This is a genomic window from Novosphingobium kaempferiae, from assembly GCF_021227995.1.
In the GTDB taxonomy this organism is placed as follows: domain Bacteria; phylum Pseudomonadota; class Alphaproteobacteria; order Sphingomonadales; family Sphingomonadaceae; genus Novosphingobium; species Novosphingobium kaempferiae.
This window is the reverse complement of sequence record NZ_CP089301.1, coordinates 3,508,213-3,527,399: the sequence shown is the minus strand read 5'-3', so window position 1 is coordinate 3,527,399 and position 19,187 is coordinate 3,508,213. Positions and strand designations below refer to the sequence as shown.

14 protein-coding genes are annotated in these 19,187 nt (G+C 65.8%); 5 read left to right on the top strand and 9 right to left on the bottom strand.

The genetic code is table 11. From position 1 onward, the window contains the following. From LO787_RS16075 to LO787_RS16045, 7 genes are all read right to left on the bottom strand, one after another. A complete protein-coding gene (locus tag LO787_RS16075) occupies window positions 1–1,305 on the bottom strand; it encodes an acyl-CoA dehydrogenase family protein (RefSeq protein ID WP_232492007.1) in 1,305 nt (434 codons plus the stop codon). Beyond that, a complete protein-coding gene (locus LO787_RS16070; RefSeq protein WP_232492006.1) occupies window positions 1,305–2,375 on the bottom strand; it encodes a phosphotransferase family protein in 1,071 nt (356 codons plus the stop codon). The genes LO787_RS16075 and LO787_RS16070 overlap by 1 nt, the downstream gene beginning before the upstream one ends. Window positions 2,376–2,381: 6 nt before the next feature. Next, window positions 2,382–2,846, bottom strand: coding sequence for a MarR family winged helix-turn-helix transcriptional regulator (locus tag LO787_RS16065; protein ID WP_232492005.1), 465 nt, complete (start codon window positions 2,844–2,846; stop codon window positions 2,382–2,384). A gap of 31 nt (window positions 2,847–2,877) precedes the next feature. Then, on the bottom strand, window positions 2,878–3,948 hold the full coding sequence (locus tag LO787_RS16060; protein WP_232492004.1) for an alpha/beta hydrolase: 1,071 nt from the start codon (window positions 3,946–3,948) through the stop codon (window positions 2,878–2,880). 107 nt (window positions 3,949–4,055) lie between these two features. Beyond that, window positions 4,056–6,584, bottom strand: a complete 2,529-nt coding sequence (locus LO787_RS16055; protein WP_232492003.1) for a penicillin-binding protein 1A — start codon at window positions 6,582–6,584, stop codon at window positions 4,056–4,058. Between the two features lie 246 nt (window positions 6,585–6,830). Beyond that, window positions 6,831–7,700, bottom strand: coding sequence for an N-acetylmuramoyl-L-alanine amidase family protein (locus tag LO787_RS16050; protein ID WP_232492002.1), 870 nt, complete (start codon window positions 7,698–7,700; stop codon window positions 6,831–6,833). Window positions 7,701–7,979: 279 nt separating this feature from the next. Continuing rightward, window positions 7,980–8,120, bottom strand: coding sequence for a hypothetical protein (locus LO787_RS16045; protein ID WP_232492001.1), 141 nt, complete (start codon window positions 8,118–8,120; stop codon window positions 7,980–7,982). A 206-nt stretch (window positions 8,121–8,326) separates the two neighbouring features. On the opposite strand from LO787_RS16045, the gene LO787_RS16040 reads away from it, so the two are divergent. Continuing rightward, window positions 8,327–11,110 carry an Rne/Rng family ribonuclease gene (locus LO787_RS16040; protein WP_232492000.1) on the top strand — a complete coding sequence of 928 codons (2,784 nt, stop codon included), beginning with the start codon at window positions 8,327–8,329 and terminating at the stop codon, window positions 11,108–11,110. Window positions 11,111–11,309: 199 nt separating this feature from the next. Beyond that, entirely contained in the window at window positions 11,310–12,602 is a 1,293-nt protein-coding gene (locus LO787_RS16035) for a chloride channel protein (RefSeq protein ID WP_232496343.1), read from the top strand. Window positions 12,603–12,689: 87 nt separating this feature from the next. Here the strand turns inward: LO787_RS16035 and LO787_RS16030 are convergent, their stop codons facing one another. Beyond that, a complete protein-coding gene (locus LO787_RS16030) occupies window positions 12,690–13,442 on the bottom strand; it encodes an SDR family NAD(P)-dependent oxidoreductase (RefSeq protein WP_232491999.1) in 753 nt (250 codons plus the stop codon). A 519-nt stretch (window positions 13,443–13,961) separates the two neighbouring features. Here LO787_RS16030 and LO787_RS16025 point away from each other — a divergent pair. Genes LO787_RS16025 through zapE form a run of 3 tightly spaced genes read left to right on the top strand, consistent with a single transcriptional unit; the run spans window position 13,962 to window position 16,346 of the window. Next, on the top strand, window positions 13,962–14,744 hold the full coding sequence (locus LO787_RS16025; protein ID WP_232491998.1) for a succinate dehydrogenase iron-sulfur subunit: 783 nt from the start codon (window positions 13,962–13,964) through the stop codon (window positions 14,742–14,744). 28 nt (window positions 14,745–14,772) lie between these two features. After that, window positions 14,773–15,234: a PaaI family thioesterase gene (locus LO787_RS16020; RefSeq protein WP_232491997.1), complete on the top strand. Its 462-nt coding sequence runs from the start codon at window positions 14,773–14,775 to the stop codon at window positions 15,232–15,234. Further along, window positions 15,231–16,346 (top strand): cell division protein ZapE, encoded by a 1,116-nt coding sequence (zapE, locus tag LO787_RS16015; protein ID WP_232491996.1) that lies wholly within the window; start codon window positions 15,231–15,233, stop codon window positions 16,344–16,346. Before LO787_RS16020 ends, zapE begins: the two co-directional genes overlap by 4 nt. 399 nt (window positions 16,347–16,745) lie before the next feature. Here zapE and LO787_RS16010 read toward each other — a convergent pair whose 3' ends face one another. Beyond that, entirely contained in the window at window positions 16,746–19,049 is a 2,304-nt protein-coding gene (locus tag LO787_RS16010; protein ID WP_232491995.1) for an EAL domain-containing protein, read from the bottom strand. Window positions 19,050–19,187 lie beyond the last annotated feature (138 nt).

Sequence of the window (19,187 nt, the reverse complement as noted above, 5' to 3'; positions counted from 1 at the left end):
TCAAGACCCTCTCGCATCGGGGTAGCGCTCCAAAGCGCGTGCCGTCCGCGTGGGGATGTGCTCGCTGGGGAACATGCCCTCCGCCGGTGTCACGCGCTTCATGTAGGCCCGCGCCAGTTGCGAGCGGTGCGCGTCGGTCGGGCCGTCTGCAAAGGCCAGCGCCATGTTGCCGCCGTACCACTTGGCCAGCGGCATATCGAGCGAGATGCCAAGCGATCCGTGGACCTCCAGCGCGCGGCCGACGACGTTCGCATAGACAGACGCCATCGCCACCTTGCACATGCCGATATGCTTGCGCGCCGCGCCGTGCTTCATGCGGCCCGCCTCGATCTCGTCGATCAGCCACGCGGTCTTGAGCACCAGCAGGCGGAACTGTTCCAGCTCGATCACCGAGTCCGCGATCTTGGCCTGCACCAACTGGTGATCGCCCAGCATCGCGCCCTTGGTGCGGCGCGAGACGGCGCGTTCCAGCATCATGTCGAGCGCGCGGTTGCACATGCCGACGGTGCGCATGGCATGGTGGATGCGCCCACCGCCGAGCCGCGCCTGCGCCACCTTGAACCCCTCGCCCGGCTTCCCGAGCATGTGGTCGAGCGGCACATTCACGCGGTTGTAGCGGATGTGCGCGTGGTGGCCGTTTTCGGGGTCGAAGTCCCCGGCGATGGCGACATTGCGCAGGATCTCGATCCCCGGCGTATCTGCGGGGACGACGAACATGCTCATCCGTCCGGTCAGCGGCGCGTCCGGGTCGGTCACGGCGATCACCAGAAGGAACGAGGCGAACCGCGCGTTGGAGGAGAACCACTTCTCCCCCTCGATCACCCATTCGTCGCCCTCCCGCGTGGCGCGGCAGGTGAAGACGTCAGGGTCCGCACCACCCTGCGGCTCGGTCATCGAGAAGCACGAGACGATCTCCCCCGCCATAAGCGGGCCGAGGTACTTCTGCTTCTGCTCCGCCGTGCCGAACAGGGCGAGGATTTCGGCATTGCCGGTGTCGGGCGCGGCGGTGCCGAAGACGGTAGGCGCCCATGTCGAGCGGCCGATGATCTCGTTCATCAGCGCCAGCTTGACCTGCCCGTAGCCCGGTCCACCCAGATGCGGTCCGAGGTGGCACGCCCACAGCCCCTGCGCCTTCACCTGTTCCTGCAACGGCTTCAGGTGCCGCCGCGCCGCCGCGTAGGACGGATCGAACTGCGCGCCCTGTTCGGGAAACAGCAGGTCCATCGTCTCGCACTCGTCCCGCACGAAACGGTCCATCCAGTCGAGCTTCGCCTGGAACTCGGGTTCGATTGAAAAGTCGATCATCAGGCAATCCTCCGCACCATCTTCGCGGTGTCCTCGAAACAGTTGAGGACGATCTTCGCGAAGAAGCGCCCTGTTTCCTTCGGCAGTATCCCCGCCTCGGCCTGCGCCACCTTGTATTCGAGCAGGCAGCCCGACTTGAACTTCGCGAGGATCGAGAAATAGTCGAAGTCGCGGATGTCGCGGCCCGTACCGGCGCAGTAGTAGCGGCCCAGTTCCTGCCGCGTCGGGAAATGCGCGGGGTTGTTGAGCGCGGTGGGGAACGTCTTGTCCGGCTCGTCCTCGTCGCGCATGCCGCCGGTGAACCAGCCCATGTCGATCATCGGATCGCCGATGGTCGAAAGCTCCCAGTCGATCATCGCTGCCAGCCGCGCGGGCGGGCCGTGGCGGAACATCATGTTGGGCGTGCCGACATCGCCGTGGATGATCCCGCGCCTCTCGTTCGGCAGCACGTTCGCGCGCAGCCATTCCTCGGTCTCGGCATAGCCCGGCAACTCGCGGCCTTCGTAGCCGTAGCGCTCCTTGTACGACGCCAGTTGCCCTGCCCAGCGGTCGACCTGTCGTTGCAGGAACGGGCCCGGCTTGCCGTAGTCGTCAAGGCCGATGGCCTCATGATCGACGTTGGCGAGCGCGATCAGCCCGTCGACGATGGCGAAGGGAATGCCGTATTCGTAAGGCATGCGGTCGAACGGCGGCTCGTTGTGGATCCGCTCGTCGCGCAGGTTCGGCGCCCAGCCCTCCACCTTGTCCATGACGTAGAACGGCGCGCCGACCACGCCGTCGTCCGCGCAGGAGCCATGGCACACCGGATGCGGCACGTCGGTCGCATTGAGCGCGGTCAGGATGCGCGCCTCGCGCAGCACGCCCTTTTCGGCACCGGGCGGGGGCACGGCGGGCGGGCGGCGCATGACCATGGGCCTGTCCCCACGGTCGAGCGTCAGCACCACGTTGGAGGTGCCGCCGGACAGCACCGCCGTCTTCAGCGGTCCCTTGCCCAGTTGCGGCACATGCGCGTCGAGCCATTCGGTAAGCGGCCCGATCGGGGCCAGCCGGTCGAGATCGGCGTCCATCATCTCTCCTTAGCGGGCGCGCAAATGCGCCTCTATCTGGCGGCGCAGCGCGCGCAGCGCGGCGACCGCATCGGCCACTTCCTCAGGGTCGAGGGAAGGCACCAGCTCGCGCGCGATGGCATCCGCCCGCGCGTCGATCGCGCGCTTGAGCGCAGCGCCTTTCTCGGTAGCGCGCAGCAGCAGGGCGCGCTTGTGATCGGGGTTGTCGAACGTCTCGATAAGCCCCGCATCGCGCAGGGCATTGGCGGCGCGCTGTACGAGCTGGCGCGCATGGCCCAGCGAACGTCCGATCTGCGCGACGGTGGGCGGCCGGTCCGCCTCCACCACCGCATTGAGCACCATGTGCTCGCTATCGTTGAGCGAACAGCCCGCCCGCGCCGTTCCGAAGACCGTGCGCAGGCGGCCGTTCAGCCGCAGCGTCTCATCGACGAGGCCCACCAGCGGATGGCGCGAATCAGGTCTGTCCCTCTCCATCCATCCGGGGTGTCATGTTGACACGATCGTGTCATTTCCCGGCGGGAGCGCCCTCGTCAAGCATCGCCCGGGCGACGTGGAGGAAGGCGACCGTATCGGCCTGCGCAGAGGGGATCGCCTTGCGGAACGTCGCGAAGCCGTGGATCAGCCCGCGCCCCTCGTAGTAGGCGGTCGGCACCCCCGCCTCGACCAGTTTGGCGGCGTAGGCGCGCCCCTGATCGCGCAGCGGGTCCAGCCCCGCCGTCACCAGTACCGTCGGCGGCAGGCCCGCCAGATCGCCGAGGATCGGCGAAGTGCGCAGGCTCTTCGGATCGGCGGCATAGTGCTCGGTGAAACTCGCCATGCTCTTCTCGTCGAGCATGTAGCCCGAGGCGAACGCCTTCGAGGACGGGTAGAGCTTGCCGAAGTCGGTCGCCGGATAGATCGGGATCTGCATCACCACCGGCAGCGCCGCGGGCTTGTCTCGCAGGGCAGCGGCGGCGATCAGGGTCAGGTTGCCGCCCGCACTGTCTCCGCTGAGGATCAGGCCGGTGAACTCGCGCCCGAACGCCTTGCCGTTGGCAGCGACCCAGCGTGCGGCAGCCTCTCCGTCATCGGGCGCGGCGGGCCAGGGATTCTCGGGTGCAAGACGGTACTCGACCGAGACGACCGGCAGGTCCAGCTGGCGCGCGATCTCCGCCGCGAGGCCCGCATGGGTGTCGATGCTGCCGAGCACGTAGCCGCCGCCGTGGTAGAACACCACGACCGGGCCGGGGCCGCGCTCGGGTCGGGGATCGAACAGGCGCAGTGCGATGGGGCCGCCGGCGCCGGGCATCGTCACGTCCTTCGTCGTCACCGCGCCGACCGGCAGATCCTGCTGCGCCATGCCTGCGAGCGCGGCGGGCGGCAGCTTGTGGATCTGCATCAGCAGTTCGCGGGTGAACGGCGGGTTCGGCTTGGCGTAATAGGCCTTGAGATAAGCCTCGACGTCCGGACGGACGTAGGGCTTGGCGTCTGTCGCAGAAGCCTGCGCAGCGACCGGCGCGGCTTCCTTTGCGGCGAGCGGCGCGCAGACCGTCGCCAGCACGAATGCGAGTGCAGATATCTTCGTCAGCTTCCTCATGACCGGACCTCTCCCTGAACGATCTCGACGATAACCGCATGTAAAGACGGCCAGCGGTCCCGGAGCAAGCCCGGGACGACGATATCGCGGATCGCAGCGTCAGCCGGTCAGTAGACGCCGCCCTGCTGCTCCGCGAAGTTGCCGAGATCGCCCGCAGCGGCTGCCGCCCCCGCCTCGCGCGCTTCGCGGGCATTGCGGATCGAGGCGACCAGCGCGTCGCGGCGGCGGCTGAATTCGTCCTCCGCAGTGTACTGGCGTGGCTCGGTGTCGGGCTTGAAGGCTTCCCAGATGACCGCGGCCTTGACCTCTTCCGAGGGTTCGACGCCCATGACGCGCTTGCCGGTCACGCGGTCGATGCGGACCATGCGGATGCCCTGCGGCGCGACGAAGGGCTGCTGACCCCAGCGGTCGCGCGTGGCGAGGATCACGTCCTTCATGATCGGCGCGGCGATGCGGCCGCCCTGCGCATAGCCGCCCAGCGAACGGGGCGTGTCGTAGCCGATGTAGACGCCGCCGACGTAGTCCTGGTTGCCGCCCATGAACCACACGTCGGTCGGGCCGTTGGTGGTGCCGGTCTTGCCGAACAAGGGCATCTTGAGATCGCGCAGGCGCTCCGCCGTGCCGCGCGTGACGACGCCTTCGAGCATATGGACGACCTGATAGGCGGTCGGCGCGTCCATCACCTGCTTGCCGACGCGCGGCATGCGCGGCATCGGCTTGCCGTCCCAGTCGGCCATGTTGCAGCCATTGCAGGTGCCCTTGTCGGCACGCCAGATGACCTTGCCATTGCGGTCCTGCACGTAGTCGATGACCGAGCCGGAATACTGCACGCCGTTGTTCGCCAGCGCCGCATAGGCGTTGATCATGCGCGCCACCGTCGTCTCGCCCGCGCCGAGCGCGAAGGAGAGATACTTCTGGTAGTCGCCGATGCCCATGTTGTGGAACGTGCGCGTGACCTTGGCCATGCCCACGTCGTTAGCGATGCGCACCGTCATCAGGTTGCGCGACTGTTCGAGGCCCCAGCGCATGGTGTGGCTGCCCGAACCGCCCGCGCCGCCGAAGTTGCGGAAGCACTTGTTGCCCAGCCCTGCGCCCTGGAACACGCAGAACGTGCCGTCGAGAACCTGCGTCGCGGGGGTCATGCCGTTCTGCAGCGCCGTCGCGTAGACGAAGGGCTTGATCGTCGAGCCCGGCTGGCGCTCGGCCTGGACCGCGCGGTTGAAGCTGTCGAGCCCGGAATCAAACCCGCCCTGCATGGCGACGATGCGGCCCGAGGACGGCTGCTCGATCACCATGCCGCCCGACACTTCGGGAATGCCGCGAAGCGCCCAGGTGCCGCCGCCGACCGGCTGCGCGGCGACGAGATCGCCGACCTTGGCCCGCTCCGAAACGCCCGTCAGCGTGCCGACATCGCCGTTGGAGAAGCCGATGCGCCCGGTGCTGCCCGAGGAATCGAGGATGACGCCCACGCGCCAGTCCTTGTAGTCGATCGTCTTGTTGGCGACGACGAGCTGGCTCTGCCAGTTCTCGAGGTCGTTCAGATGCGCGATCGGGCGCACGAAACCGCGATTGCCGTGGTAGAGCAGCAGCCCCTTGCGCAGCGCATCGCGCACCGCGACCTGCATCGTCGGATCGAGCGAGGTGCGCACCCACAGGCCGCCCGCATAGACGCTGTTCGGGCCGTCTTCGGCCTTTTCGCCGTACTTGCCGATCAGGCGGCGGCGCACTTCCTCAAGGAAGTAGCCGTTGGACGGCTCGTAAGTGCTGGTGCGCTGGGTGACGAGGCCGAGCGGCTCGGCCTTGGCGGCGGCGGCGTCCTGCGCGCTGACCCAGCCGTTGCGGACCATCTGGTCGAGCACCCAGTTGCGACGCTCGATCGCGCGTTCCTCGTTCTTGCGGCGACCATAGACTTCCGGCGCGCGCGGCAGGATCGCAAGGAACGCGCACTGGCTGAGCGTCAGGTCTTCCACGTCCTTGTCGAAATAGGCGCGCGAGGCGGCCTGAACGCCGAACGAACGGCGGCCGAGCGGGATCTCGTTGAGGTAGAGTTCGAGGATCTGCTGCTTGGTCAGCACGCCCTCGATACGGCGGGCGACGATCATTTCCTTGAGCTTGCGCGTCACGGAATACTCGTCGCCGATCAGGATGTTCTTGGCGACCTGCTGGGTGATCGTCGAGCCGCCCTTGGCGCGTTCGCCGCTGCCATACTTGGAAGCGTAATCGACCACCGCGCCTGCAAGACCGCCGATGTCGACGCCGCCGTGCGTCCAGAACGTGCGGTCCTCGGCCGAGAGGAACGCGTTCACCAGCGGACGCGGGAAATCGACGTAGCGCAGCTGCACGCGCCGCTCGCGGGCATAGGAATAGACGATCTCGCCGTCGATCCCGCGCACCATCGTCGGCAGCGGCGGCTGGTACTCCAGCAGCTTGTTGGCGTCGGGCAGATCGTGGGAGAGGAACACCCAGAACGCCACCACGCCGGCGAATCCCGCCATGCACAGATAACCGAAGCGGCGCAGCCACTTGCGTTCCCGCCATGCCTTCGCGAGAGCCGCCAGACGGCCGGAACCCTCACGGCGGATGCGGTAGGTCGCGTCTTCGGACGGCTGCTCGCCGGGATCAATCGCGTCGTTCATTGCGTGCGCCCTCTAGCACGTCGTTTCCGCGCAAGGAAACCGTCCTCGTCGCAAGTCTTCGTCGTCCCGGGCTCGACCCGGGACCGCTGGCGGGGAACGGTGCGGGTATCGGGGTAGAACGCGGGGGCTTCGACAAGCTCAGCCTGAGCGGATTTGAGAGAATACCTTTGAATTCCGCTCAGGCTGAGCTTGTCGAAGCCCCCTCCGCAGGGCGCGCTCGAAAACCGCCAGCGGTCCCCGCTCACACTAGACACCCGCATTCCTCGCGAAATAGGCCCGGATCGCCTTCGCCGCCGCATCCGCCAGCACCTGCCGCCCCTGTGCCGAGCCGAGCGCCTGCGCGTCCTCGGCGTTGTTGATGTAGCCCGTCTCGAACAGGATCGAAGGCATGTCTGGCGCCTTGAGCACGGCCAGCGCCGCGGTTTCCGGCTGGTCGCGGTGCATGCCGACGCCCGCATCGCCCAGTTCGCGCAGCAGCAGGCTCGCCACCTGCGTGGAGCGGGTCTGCGCGCCGCGTTGCGACAGGTCGAGCAGGATCGCGCCGACATTCTCGCTCGTCTTCGACAGCGCGACGCCGTTGACGCGACCCGCGCCGTTCTCGCGCGCTGCGAAGCGCTCCGCCGCCTGGCTCGATCCGCGCTCGGACAGGACGTAGACGCTGGCGCCGCGCGCCGAATCGTTCTCGGCGCTGTCGGCGTGGATCGACAAGAAGAGGTCGGCATTGAGGCGGCGGGCGATGTCCGGACGGTCGGGAAGCGCGATGAAGCGGTCGGCGTCGCGCGTCAGCGCCACGCGCAGACCGCCGCCTTCGAGCAGCTTCTGGCGCAGAGCGAGCGCGATCTGCAGCGCCACCGTCTTTTCCTTGAGGTCGCCCTGCCCCGCGCCCGGATCGAAGCCGCCGTGGCCCGCGTCGATCACCACCAGCGGGCGGCTGGCGTCGGGCAGGCCGTCGACGCGCGGCAGGCCGACCGGCGCATCGGCGCCCGGCAGGTCGAAGCGTACCACATAATCGTAAGCCCCGGCGCGCGCCGGAAACACGCCGGTCACCACGAACGCCGCGACGAGCAGCGCCAGCGGCACGAGGAACAGCAGGGTCAACTGGACGGTGCGCGACATTATGCGCCAAGGACTAAGGGGGCATCGCGCGGCCTGCAATCCTTGGCCAACGGGCTTTCCCACAGGCTGATCGGCTTAATAAGCTTGCGCAAATTCGGGCCGGTCAAGCAACTTGCCGTCTTGCGACATGAATGCTACGCCAGCAGAACCGGGGCAAGAAACGCGCGTCGGTCCTCGTAATCCGGAAAAACCATACCCATATGGCGCCGGAGTGGACCGGCAGAGCCAGATGGAGCCCCGGCCCAAGGGAGCCGGAAATAATCCTTTTTCCGGAAAACCTCACAGGTTGATGCGAGCCATGAGAAGCCAGTTGCCGCCCTGCCAGTCGACGCCCGAAAGGGCGCGGGCGGCGTGGTCGCAACTTTCCGCGCGTTCGAACCGATATTCGGAAACGTCGCGCGAACTTCCGCTCGCAGACACACGCTTCGTCCTCGGGACGATCACTACTTTCGCCGCGCACGGAGCGCTGGATTGCTCCGACACTGCGCAGAAACTCGTCCCCTCAGCATGGAGCGCCGCCGAAAATGGCCGCGTCGTGATGCTGCGGGGCGCATCCGCCTACAATGAACATACGCGCATCCGCCTGGCTGATCCGGCCTGGCGTCGACGCGCACGGAGACTATCAAATGGCAACGCGCATGCTGATCGATGCGCGCCACCCGGAAGAAACGCGGGTGGCGGTCGTCAAGGGAAACCGCATTGAAGAGTTCGACTTCGAGTCGACCGAACGCAAGCAGATCAAGGGTAACATCTATCTCGCGAAGGTGACGCGCGTGGAGCCTTCGCTCCAGGCCGCCTTCGTCGATTTCGGTGGCAACCGCCACGGCTTCCTCGCCTTCAGCGAAATCCACCCGGACTATTACCAGATCCCCAAGGAGGACCGCGAGGCCCTGCTGGCGGAAGAAGCCGCGCACGCCGAGGAAGAAGCCGCCCTGCGCGCCTCCGAAGGTGACGATGAAGACGAGGACTACGGCGATGACGACGGCGGTCTGACCGAAGTCGATACCTCCGAGAAGGACCAGGTCGCCACCATCGAGGACGGATCGGTCGAGAACCCGTTCCACGCCGACGAGGAAGGCGAAGCGGGCGACGAGGAATCGGAAGGCAACGGTCGTCGCGGCCGTGGCCGTCGCCGTCAGGGCAAGCCCTCGGGCCGCTCGAAGGAAGCCGATGACCTGCGCGCAAAGCGCATGGCGCTGCGCCGCCGCTACAAGATCCAGGACGTCATCCAGCGCCGCCAGGTGCTGCTGGTGCAGGTCGTCAAGGAAGAGCGCGGCAACAAGGGCGCTGCCCTCACCACTTACCTCAGCCTCGCGGGCCGCTACTGCGTGCTCATGCCGAATTCGAGCCACGGCGGCGGCATCAGCCGCAAGATCAGCTCGGCCTCGGACCGCAAGCGCCTGAAGTCGATCATCGCCGAAATGCAGCTGCCCCGCTCGATGGGCTGCATCGTGCGCACCGCCGGCCTCCAGCGCACCAAGACCGAGATCAAGCGCGACTTCGACTACCTCGCCCGCCTGTGGGACGAACTGCGCGAGCAGACCATGCGTTCGGCCGCGCCGGCGCTGATCCACTCGGACAGCGACCTCATCAAGCGCGCCATCCGCGACATCTACAACCGCGACATCGAGGAAGTCATCGTCGAGGGCGAGGAAGGCTACCGCGCGGCGAAGGACTTCATGAAGCTCCTGATGCCCAGCCACGGCCGCAAGGTTAAGCCTTACGCCGACCCCGTCCCGCTGTTCCAGCGCTTCGGCGCCGAGGACCAGCTGACCGCGATGTACGACCCCGTCGTGCAGCTGCGTTCGGGCGGCTACATCGTCATCAACCCGACCGAGGCGCTCGTCTCGATCGACATCAACTCGGGCCGCGCCACCAAGGAGCACGGGATCGAGCAGACGGCGGTCGCCACCAACCTCGAAGCGGCGGCGGAAATCGCCCGCCAGCTGCGCCTGCGCGACATGGCGGGCCTCGTCGTCATCGACTTCATCGACATGGAGTACGGCTCCAACGTCCGCAAGGTCGAGAAGGCGATGAAGGAAGCGCTCAAGAACGACCGCGCGCGCATCCAGGTCGGCCGCATCTCCAGCTTCGGCCTGATGGAGATGAGCCGCCAGCGCCTGCGTACCGGCGTGCTGGAAGCGACCACGCGTTCGTGCCCGCACTGCGACGGCACCGGCCTCGTCCGCACCGCCAGCTCGGCGGGTCTGTCGGCCCTGCGCCTGATCGAAGACGAAGCGGCCAAGGGCAAGGGCATCGTCGTGTCGCTGTTCGCCTCCACCGAGGCGGCGGTCTACCTGCTCAACGCCAAGCGCACCGACCTTGCCGACATCGAGGACCGCTACGGCGTCACCGTCGAGGTCATCCCCGAGGGTGAGAACGAAGGCGCCAAGATGCGCGTCATGTCGTCCGGCCCGCGCAACGAGTTCGTGCCCCGCTTCGAGCCCATCGCCGAGGACGTCGAGGACGACTTCGTCGAGGACGAGTACGAGGACGAAGAGCTGGAAGCCGAAGAAGCAGCCGAGCGCGGTGAGCGTGGCGAGGCTTCGGAAGGCGAAGGTGACGGCAACGGTCGTCGCAAGCGTCGCAAGCGCCGTCGTGGCCGCAACCGCGACCGTCGCGAGGACCAGGCCGACACCGCCGAGGCCGAGGGTGAAACCGAAGGCGCCGACGAAGGCGACGAGGACGAAGGCGAAGAAACCGAGGCCGCACCCGCTGCTGCCGAGGGCGACGAAGCCAACGCGCCCAAGAAGCGCCGCCGTCGTGGTGGTCGCCGCCGTCGTGGCGGTCGCCGCGAGGAAGGCGAGAACGGCGTAGAGGGTATCGAGGGCGATGACGCCGTTCGCGGCGCCGAAGGCCTCGAACTGGCTACCGACGGCACCGCGCAGCCGGTAGCCGATGGTGGCATCGGTGCCGAGTCGGTGATCCCCGCCGCACCCGAAGCGGTCGCGGAGGAAGCGCCCGCCAAGCCGAAGCGCACCCGCCGCAAGAAGGCCGACGTCGAAGCCGAGGCAGTGGTCGAAGCTCCGGCCGAACCCGCTCCGGTCGCCGAGGAAGCTCCGGCAAAGCCCAAGCGCACCCGTCGCAAGAAGGCCGAAGCCGTGGTCGAGGCTCCGGCCGAACCCGCTCCGGTCGCCGAAGAAGCGCCTGCCAAGCCCAAGCGCACCCGTCGCAAGAAGGCCGATGTCGAGGCCGAAGCCGTGGTCGAAGCTCCGGCTCCGGTCGCTGAGGAAGCCCCGGCCAAGCCCAAGCGCACCCGCCGCAAGAAGGCAGATGTCGAGGCCGAGGCCGCAGTCGAAGCTCCGGCCGAGCCCGAAGCCGCTTCTGAGCCGGAAGCCGCCGAAACCGTCGATGCCGAGGCGGCACCCGCTCCGCGTCGCGGCTGGTGGCAGCGCACCTTCGGCGAATAACCGAAGATGACACGATAACAGGCGCCGCGCGCGATCTTCGGATCACGCGCGGCGTTTGTCGTTTCGGGCAAGTGTCATTCGCAGCAGGTGGAGTTTCCGCATGCCCATATGACTTTGGCCGGTGGACACGGGCTGCCCCAGACGCCATGAGGCTCGGGAGCGTTCCCCGCCCGTCATTCGAGATCGTTTCGTGAAGCCGCTGGCCCGCCTGCTACCCCGACGTTTCCGCGTGCTCCTGCGCCGCCACGGCCCGGAGGCGCTGATCTGGCGGCGACGGGTGGCGCTGCTGGGCGGTGCGGTTCTGGTCGGCCTCGTCGCGCTGGTGTTCGCGGACCTTGCCGACCGCGCGAACCTGCTTTTCCACGCGATGTCCGCTCGCGTCTGGTGGGCGCCCCTGATCGTCACGCCGCTCGGCTTCGCCGGGATCGTCTGGCTGACGAACCGCTTCGCACCGCTCGCCAGAGGTTCGGGCATCCCACAGGTCATGGCGGCGACGAAGAACCCCGAAGCCGCCGTATCGACATTCGTCTCGGCCCGCGCCGCCATTGCCAAGTTCGTCCTGACGGCGGGCGCGCTGCTGGTCGGGGCTTCGGTCGGGCGCGAGGGGCCGACGGTGCAGATCGCCGCCGCCATCATGGGCCGGATGCACCGGCTGATGCGCATCCCGATCCGCTCGTCCGTCTATATCGCGGGCGGCGCGGCGGGCGTGGCGGCGGCCTTCAACACGCCGCTTGCCGGGGTCGCCTTCGCCATCGAGGAACTCGCCGCCGCCTACGAACAGCGCATGACGCTGCTGGTCATGGCCGCCGTTCTCGTCGCGGGCATGGTCAGCCTCGGCCTTGCAGGCGACTACATCTATTTCGGCGCGATGCGCCAGACGCTCGGGTTCTCGCAAGCCATCGTCGCCGCGCCGGTCGCGGGCGTGGTCGGTGGGCTGGCGGGTGGTCTGTTCTCGCGCCTCATGCTCGCCAGCGGCAGCACGCCGTTCGCGCCCATTGCCTGGCTGCGTGCCCGTCCGGTGCTGTTCGCGCTGGGATGCGGCGCGGTCGTGGCGGCGATCGGCACTGCGACCGGCCTGACCTGGGGCACCGGGTACGAGACCGCGCATGGCATCATCGTCGGCGAGGACGTTCCGGTCTGGTTCGGCGCGGCGAAGTTCGCGACGACGCTCGCCACTGCCGTTTCCGGGTTGCCGGGCGGCATCTTCGCTCCGTCGCTGTCGATCGGCGCGGGTATCGGCGACCTGCTGCGCACCGCGTTCCCCGGCTATCCGCCGGGCGCGATCGTGCTGCTGGGCATGGTCGCCTACTTCACGGGCGTGGTGCGCGCGCCGCTGACGGCAGTCATCATCATCTCGGAAACCACCGCAAGCCGCGGCCTGATGATGCCGCTGGTCGCCGCCGCGCTGGTCGGCGACTTCACCGCGCAGTTCGTCTGCAAGGAAAAGCTGTACCACGCCCTCTCACAGCGCTTCCTGAAACAACCCGCCTGACCCCGAAACGAAGCGCAAGACCGCTGCACGCGCAACGTCGACAAGTCCGGGAGCGCGAGGGCAATGGCCCTCGCCCTTCCCTTCTTCTTAGACCCCTGCCCCCATGCCACCCGTGACCCGCAACGTCTCGCCGGTAACGAAGCGCGCCTTCGCGGAGGCGAGGTAGAGCAGTGCATCGACGATGTCCTGCTCCAGCCCGTCGCCACGGATCAGCTGCATCGCCTGGACGCGCTCTTTCGTGGCTTCGGGAAGTTCGTTGCGGATCGTCTCGGTCAGCATCAGACCGGGCGAGATGGCGTTGACGCGGATGCCGTCCGGGCCGAGTTCGCGGGCATACGTGATCGTCAGCCCCGCCACCGCGAGTTTGCTGTCGCCATAGGCCGAGCCACCCATGTGCGCGGCGCTCGACGCGATGTTCACGATGGAGGCCCCTGCCCGCCCGCGCATGTGCGGGTGGACGGCGAGCGTGCAGCAGACCACGCCGAGCACGTTGACTTCGAACAGTCGGCGCACCTTGGCGAGCCCCATCTTCAGGATGGGCTGGCCGTATTCGTCCGAATGAAGCCCGGCGTTGTTTACCAGCAGGTCGACGCCGCCGTTCACCGATGCGGCCTCCGCCATGATCGCGGACATGCGCGTCTCGTCGGTGACATCGCCGCCCAGCCCCAGCGCCGATCCGCCTGCCGCGACGATGCCCTGCGCGGTTTCGGCGGCGACGGCCCCGTCGATATCGACGAGCACGACATGCGCGCCCTGCATCGCCAGCGCGTTCCCGAATGCCTTGCCGAAGCCGCGTCCTCCGCCGGTCACCACGGCAGTACGGCCGCTCCATTCGCCCATGTAGTCTCTCCCTTGATGGCGGCACGCAAGCACCCGGCAGGCGGCATCGCAAGCCATGGCGCGCGGGTATCGCGGAGACGGTGGCGGGCCTTTCCTACATGTCGGAAAAATGATCTGGTCGCACCGGGCGGCAGATTCTTTCGCAATCGCGCTTGCGATTGACGCGTCGGTTCGGAGGCTGTTTGTCTCGGTTGGCGATTCTGGAAGGTCACACGTCGAGAGAGGAAATGCAGGCCTGAGGCGCGGACTCAGCGACGAGTATAATCATTTCAATACAAAGATTTGACGTCATTTCATGCGGGAAAATCGAGATTGACCCGCCTTCGCGGCGGCCGACACAAACAGCCGCTTCTGATTTAACCAGCCCGCCACATTGTCCGTCATGCGAATAGCTCGCAATTCCGTGATCTTGCTTCGGCCTCACCTCGCCTTTGTCACCTCTTGCCCTACGCGGGCGAATCGCTAGAGGGGGACCACAAGGCGGCTCATGCCGCACTGCAAGATCACGGGGATTCTTACATGGCGACCTTCACCCTCCCGGCGAACAGCAAGATCAGCAAGCGGGGCAATGTCCACAAGGCTGAGGGCGCCACCAAGGTCAAGAAGTTCACCGTCTATCGCTACGACCCGGATTCGGGCGAGAACCCGCGCTACGACCAGTTCGAGATCGACCTCGACGCGTGCGGCCCGATGGTCCTCGACGCGATCATCAAGATCAAGAACGAGATGGATCCCTCGCTGACGTTCCGCCGCTCGTGCCGCGAAGGCATCTGCGGTTCGTGCGCGATGAACATGAACGGCAAGAACGGTCTCGCCTGCACCACCGCGATCGAGGATCTGAAGGGCGATATCCGCATCACCCCGCTGCCGCACATGGACGTGATCAAGGACCTCGTGCCGGACTTCACGCACTTCTACGCGCAGTACGCCTCGATCCGCCCCTGGCTGCAGACCGTCTCGACGACCCCGTCGGGCAAGGAGCGCCTGCAGAGCCCCGAACAGCGTGAGAAGCTGGACGGCCTCTACGAGTGCATCCTGTGTGCCTGCTGCTCGACCTCCTGCCCGAGCTACTGGTGGAACTCCGACAAGTTCCTCGGCCCGGCCATCCTGCTCCAGGCCTACCGCTGGCTGGCCGACAGCCGCGACGAGATGACCGGCGAGCGTCTGGACGAGTTGGAAGATCCCTTCCGTCTCTACCGTTGCCACACCATCATGAACTGCGCGAACGTCTGCCCCAAGGGCCTCTCGCCCGCGCGCGCGATCGCCGAGATCAAGAAGATGCAGGCGGAGCGCCAGGTCTGAGCCTTCGGGCCGAGACCCGGGTTCTCCCGTGGCACACGACGGTGCATTCATCCACGAGCCGGACCCGGAGTTTCCGGGCTGGCATACGTGGAAGCTGAACGAAGGCTCGCGATTCAACTCGCAAGGGTTGGGCCGCATGCTGGTCCGCCGCGAAGGTGATCGCAGCGCGCGCCTCCGCCTCGTCGAAGCGGGCGTGCAGCACAGCAACGTCCTCGATGCCGTCCACGGCGGCGTCACTCTCGCGCTGATCGACGTAGGCATGTTCGCGGCGATGTTCACCGTGATCGGTGCGGATGCCGTCGGCGCGGTCACGCTTGATCTCCAGAACCAGTTCATCGGCGCGGGCCGCATCGGCCAGCCGCTTGATGTCGTGGCGGAGATCATGAAAGAGACGCGCCGCCTAGTCTTCGTGCGCGGCACCGTCGAGCAGGACGACCACCTCGTCGCCAGCTTCATGGGCACCCTGCGCAAGCCGAGCGCTTCACGGTGAGCGCGATGCTCGAACGCTACGAAGCGCTGGTCGCGACCGGCGAACTTCGATCGGACCCGGAACAGGCTGGCGCGGCGGAACGGCTGAACCAGCTTCAGCGTGAACTCTACAAGGCGAGTTCGTCGACGGGCCTTTTCGGCAAGTTGCTGGGCAAGAAGGCCGCCGCCCCGCGCGGCGTCTACATGTGGGGCGGCGTCGGACGCGGCAAGTCGATGCTGATGGACCTCTTCGTCCAGACCCTCGACATCCCCGGCAAGCGCCGCGTGCATTTCCACGCCTTCATGCTCGAGGTCCACGCCCTCCTGCGCGACGAGCGCAAGAAGGAAACGGGCGACCCCATCCCCCCGGTCGCCGCCGCCCTCGCCCGCAACGTTCGCTGTCTCGCGTTCGATGAGATGGTCGTGAATAACTCGGCCGACGCGATGATCATGAGCCGGCTGTTCACGCATCTGATCGTGAACGAAGGCATGACGATCGTCACCACATCGAACCGGGCGCCGTCCGAACTCTACAAGGACGGTCTCAACCGCGAACACTTCCTGCCGTTCATCGGACTGATCGACCAGCAACTGGACGTTCTCACGCTCAACGGGCCGACCGACTATCGCATGCAGCGCCTCGGCGGCATGGCGACATGGCACCAGCCGCTGGGCGAGCCCGCCACCGAGGCGGCACGCGAGGCATTCTATCGTCTTACCGACTACCCGCCCGAGGACAGCGAGCATGTTCCGTCAGCGGATCTCGACGTCGGCGGCGGCCGCATGCTCCATGTGCCCAAGAGCCTCAAGGGCGTCGGCGTGTTCAGCTTCAAGCGCCTTTGCGGAGAAGCGCGCGGCGCGGCAGACTATCTGGCCATAGCGCGTGCCTATCATACCGTGATCCTGGTCGGCATACCGCGCATGGGTCCGGATCGACGCAACGAAGCGGCACGCTTCGTGACGCTGATCGACGCGCTGTACGAGAACAAGGTAAAGCTCATCGCCGCAGCGGATGCGGCTCCCGAAGACCTGTACGAATCCGGGACTGGCCGCTTCGAATTCGACCGTACGATCAGCCGCCTTAACGAAATGCAGAGCGCCGACTATCTTGCACTGGGCCACGGCGAAAGCTGAGTTAGCTAACGAGTCCCGAATCGGGAAGCGCCTTACTACGCAATGCGCGCAAATCGAGACAAGCTCATCGCGCCATCATGAGCGAATAAGCTCACCCGGATTATACTCAACACAATTATTTGAGTAATAATGCCCGAGGATTGCGAAATCCCATAAACAACAGACAAAGAAAAAGCGCTTTCCAAAAGACAGGAGTTCTTCTGGAAAGCGCTTCTTTTTACGTGCGATGATCCGAACTAAAGGTCCGGATTAAGGCCAGCATAGTCGTTATTAACGACCGCTGCCCCACCAACCACCGCCCCAGATGTCCTTGTTCATTGTCATTCCCCATGTGAACGACCGCATTCTCAGCGGTCGAGCACATGGATAATAGTTAGTTAACCAGACATCAAGGAAATTTTAACCAATCAAGCGCGCTCTCCGTCCGGACACGAAGTCCAGGAAATCCCGGAATGGGACGGGCCGGCTTACGTAGTAACCCTGGACCAGATCGCACTTGAGACCGGACAGCATCTCGAGAACCTTGGGCGTTTCGACGCCTTCCGCCACGACGACTCGGTCCAGCGAATGCGCCATCTCGATGATGGACTGGACCAGCAGCAGATCCTCCTTGCTGCCTTCCATCGAGGACACGAAGGTCTTGTCGATCTTCACTTCGCTTGCCGGGAGGTAGCGCAGGTAATCGATGGTTGCGTTGCCGGTGCCGAAGTCGTCGATCGACAGACGCAGGCCCGACTGTACCAGCCGCTGCAGCATCTGGAACGTCTTCGAACTGCGGTCGAGGCGATCCGTCTCGGTGATTTCGAGTATCAGGCGATTGGGCGACAGACCGTGCGCGGCAAGGATTTCGGAAATCATGCCTGGCAGACCGGGATTGCGCAGAAGCTGGGCCGAGATATTGACGGACATCGTCATCTCGTAGCCCTGCCGCTCCAGTTCCACAGCAACGCGGACAGCGTCGTTGATGACGAACCGGGTGATACGCTCGATCCTGTGGAATTCCTCGGCAATACGAATGAACTTGTCGGGACTGATCGGTCCGCGTTCGGGGTGCGTCCAGCGCACCAGAGCCTCGGCACCGCTGATGCGTTTCGAGCGAAGATCGAGCTTGGGCTGGTAGGCCACCCAGACCTCGCCATTGTCGATCGCGCGATCGAGCGAGGTCAGCAGCGAGATTTCCCACTGTGCCTCATGCTTGCGGTCCTCGTTCTGGTAGACGAGTTCGTCGTTCCGCACGGCCTCTTCCGCTGCCTGCATGGCGCTCGCCACGCGGCTCGAAAGCGTGCGTTCGAAGTCGGAATCGATGCCGCAGTTGAACGAGAGGTCGATGTCCACGCCGCCGATCTGGATGCCGTTCTGCACGATACGGTGCAGGCCTTCGAGGTTCTCGAAGAGGTCGAAAGTGCTGCGGATCGACGAGAGCCAGACGAACATCCCGCCCTCGTGATAGATGAGCACGCCCTCGTCGCTGATGCGGACGCGGCGAACGATCTCCTTGGCCAGTTGCGCTTCCACATGCTCCGCGAAGCTGCCGATGATGGCACCGTAGTTGCGGATCTTCAGAGAGACGAGGATGCGCGTCGAAAAATCGCCGGAATTACGCAGCGCCTGGACGCTCGGGAGCCCCGAACCAAGGTTGGTTTCTCCCGCAACCTCGACACGATCGAGATTGCGCATGCGGATCACCGCCACCAGCGCCACGGAAAGCGCAGGGATGATGTCGACCTGGATTGCGAAACGATCAAGCAGGAACGGCACGGCTCCGATCACGCCCACCAGCGCAGTGAAGCGATAGATGTCGAGCACCCGTCCCCTGCCGAGACCGGAGATGACGACGATCATCACCAGCAGGTACGGTGCGAACCACCCGTAATCACGCGGCGCGTAGAATTTCAGCGTCTCCGCGCCGATGGCATGGAAGAACCCGCCCGGTGCATTGACGCTCTGACCGGGGATGCGGTGGATATCGTTGAAACTGTCGGCCGCCGTCGTGATCAGGACATCCTTGCCGCGCACGACCGAAGGCTTGAACTCGCCGCGCATGACATCGATGTAGCTCGCTGTCGGAAACGAGCCGACGGTGATCGAGAAGTCGGGGAAGAACAGTGTGTTGGGATCACCGTGGACGTTGGAGATCTGCGCCGCGAGCGAAGGAATGCGACCGATCGGACTGTCGGACGAGTACGGAAGCTGCACGTTGAGATTGAGCGGACGATGCCGCACCAGCAAAGACACGGTGCCGGCATACTCGCGGAACGCCTTGAGCGGCACGCCCGCAGCATAGTTACCGCGCTGCGTTCCTTCACCGCCGATGGCGCCCAGATAGACGCGGCCGGGATGTTCCTTCAGTTCTTCGATGAAGAGGTTGTCGTCAGCCGCGCTTCCACGCTTGGAAAAGGCGCGCGCGAAATAGACGTTCTTGACGCCTGCCGCAAACAACCGCCGCATCAGCTCCGCATCATTGCCGCGAGAAACATCGACCGTGCCGAGTTCGTCGAGAGTCCGGTCATCCTGCTGGATGACGACGATCTGCTGGTCGGACCGATGCAGCCTCGACCACCAGCGCATGTTGCGCAGGTAATCTTCGGCAGGCAAGCCAAGGCCCAGCACGCCGACGACTGCGCCGGTCAGGGCTGCCCAGAAGACGATGCGAACCCGCGGCATCTTCCAGAAATCGCGGATTCTCGAAAGGGCGCCGATCATGCGAGGTGCTCCCGGTCAGGAGTCACAAAGGCGCAGGCATGGTCGGTCATCGCGGAAACATTCCGCTCGAAGTACCGATTATGGCGACCATTTCCGTGCATTTACGTCCCGCATGGCGTTTCGATGCACCCGGTCTAG

Coding starts and splice junctions, on each gene's coding strand:
- LO787_RS16075 (WP_232492007.1), bottom strand. CDS start 1,305: ATGATCGACTTTTCAATCGAACCCGAGTTCCAGGCGAAGCTCGACTGG.
- LO787_RS16070 (WP_232492006.1), bottom strand. CDS start 2,375: ATGATGGACGCCGATCTCGACCGGCTGGCCCCGATCGGGCCGCTTACC.
- LO787_RS16065 (WP_232492005.1), bottom strand. CDS start 2,846: ATGGAGAGGGACAGACCTGATTCGCGCCATCCGCTGGTGGGCCTCGTC.
- LO787_RS16060 (WP_232492004.1), bottom strand. CDS start 3,948: ATGAGGAAGCTGACGAAGATATCTGCACTCGCATTCGTGCTGGCGACG.
- LO787_RS16055 (WP_232492003.1), bottom strand. CDS start 6,584: ATGAACGACGCGATTGATCCCGGCGAGCAGCCGTCCGAAGACGCGACC.
- LO787_RS16050 (WP_232492002.1), bottom strand. CDS start 7,700: ATGTCGCGCACCGTCCAGTTGACCCTGCTGTTCCTCGTGCCGCTGGCG.
- LO787_RS16040 (WP_232492000.1), top strand. CDS start 8,327: ATGGCAACGCGCATGCTGATCGATGCGCGCCACCCGGAAGAAACGCGG.
- LO787_RS16030 (WP_232491999.1), bottom strand. CDS start 13,442: ATGGGCGAATGGAGCGGCCGTACTGCCGTGGTGACCGGCGGAGGACGC.
- LO787_RS16025 (WP_232491998.1), top strand. CDS start 13,962: ATGGCGACCTTCACCCTCCCGGCGAACAGCAAGATCAGCAAGCGGGGC.
- LO787_RS16010 (WP_232491995.1), bottom strand. CDS start 19,049: ATGATCGGCGCCCTTTCGAGAATCCGCGATTTCTGGAAGATGCCGCGG.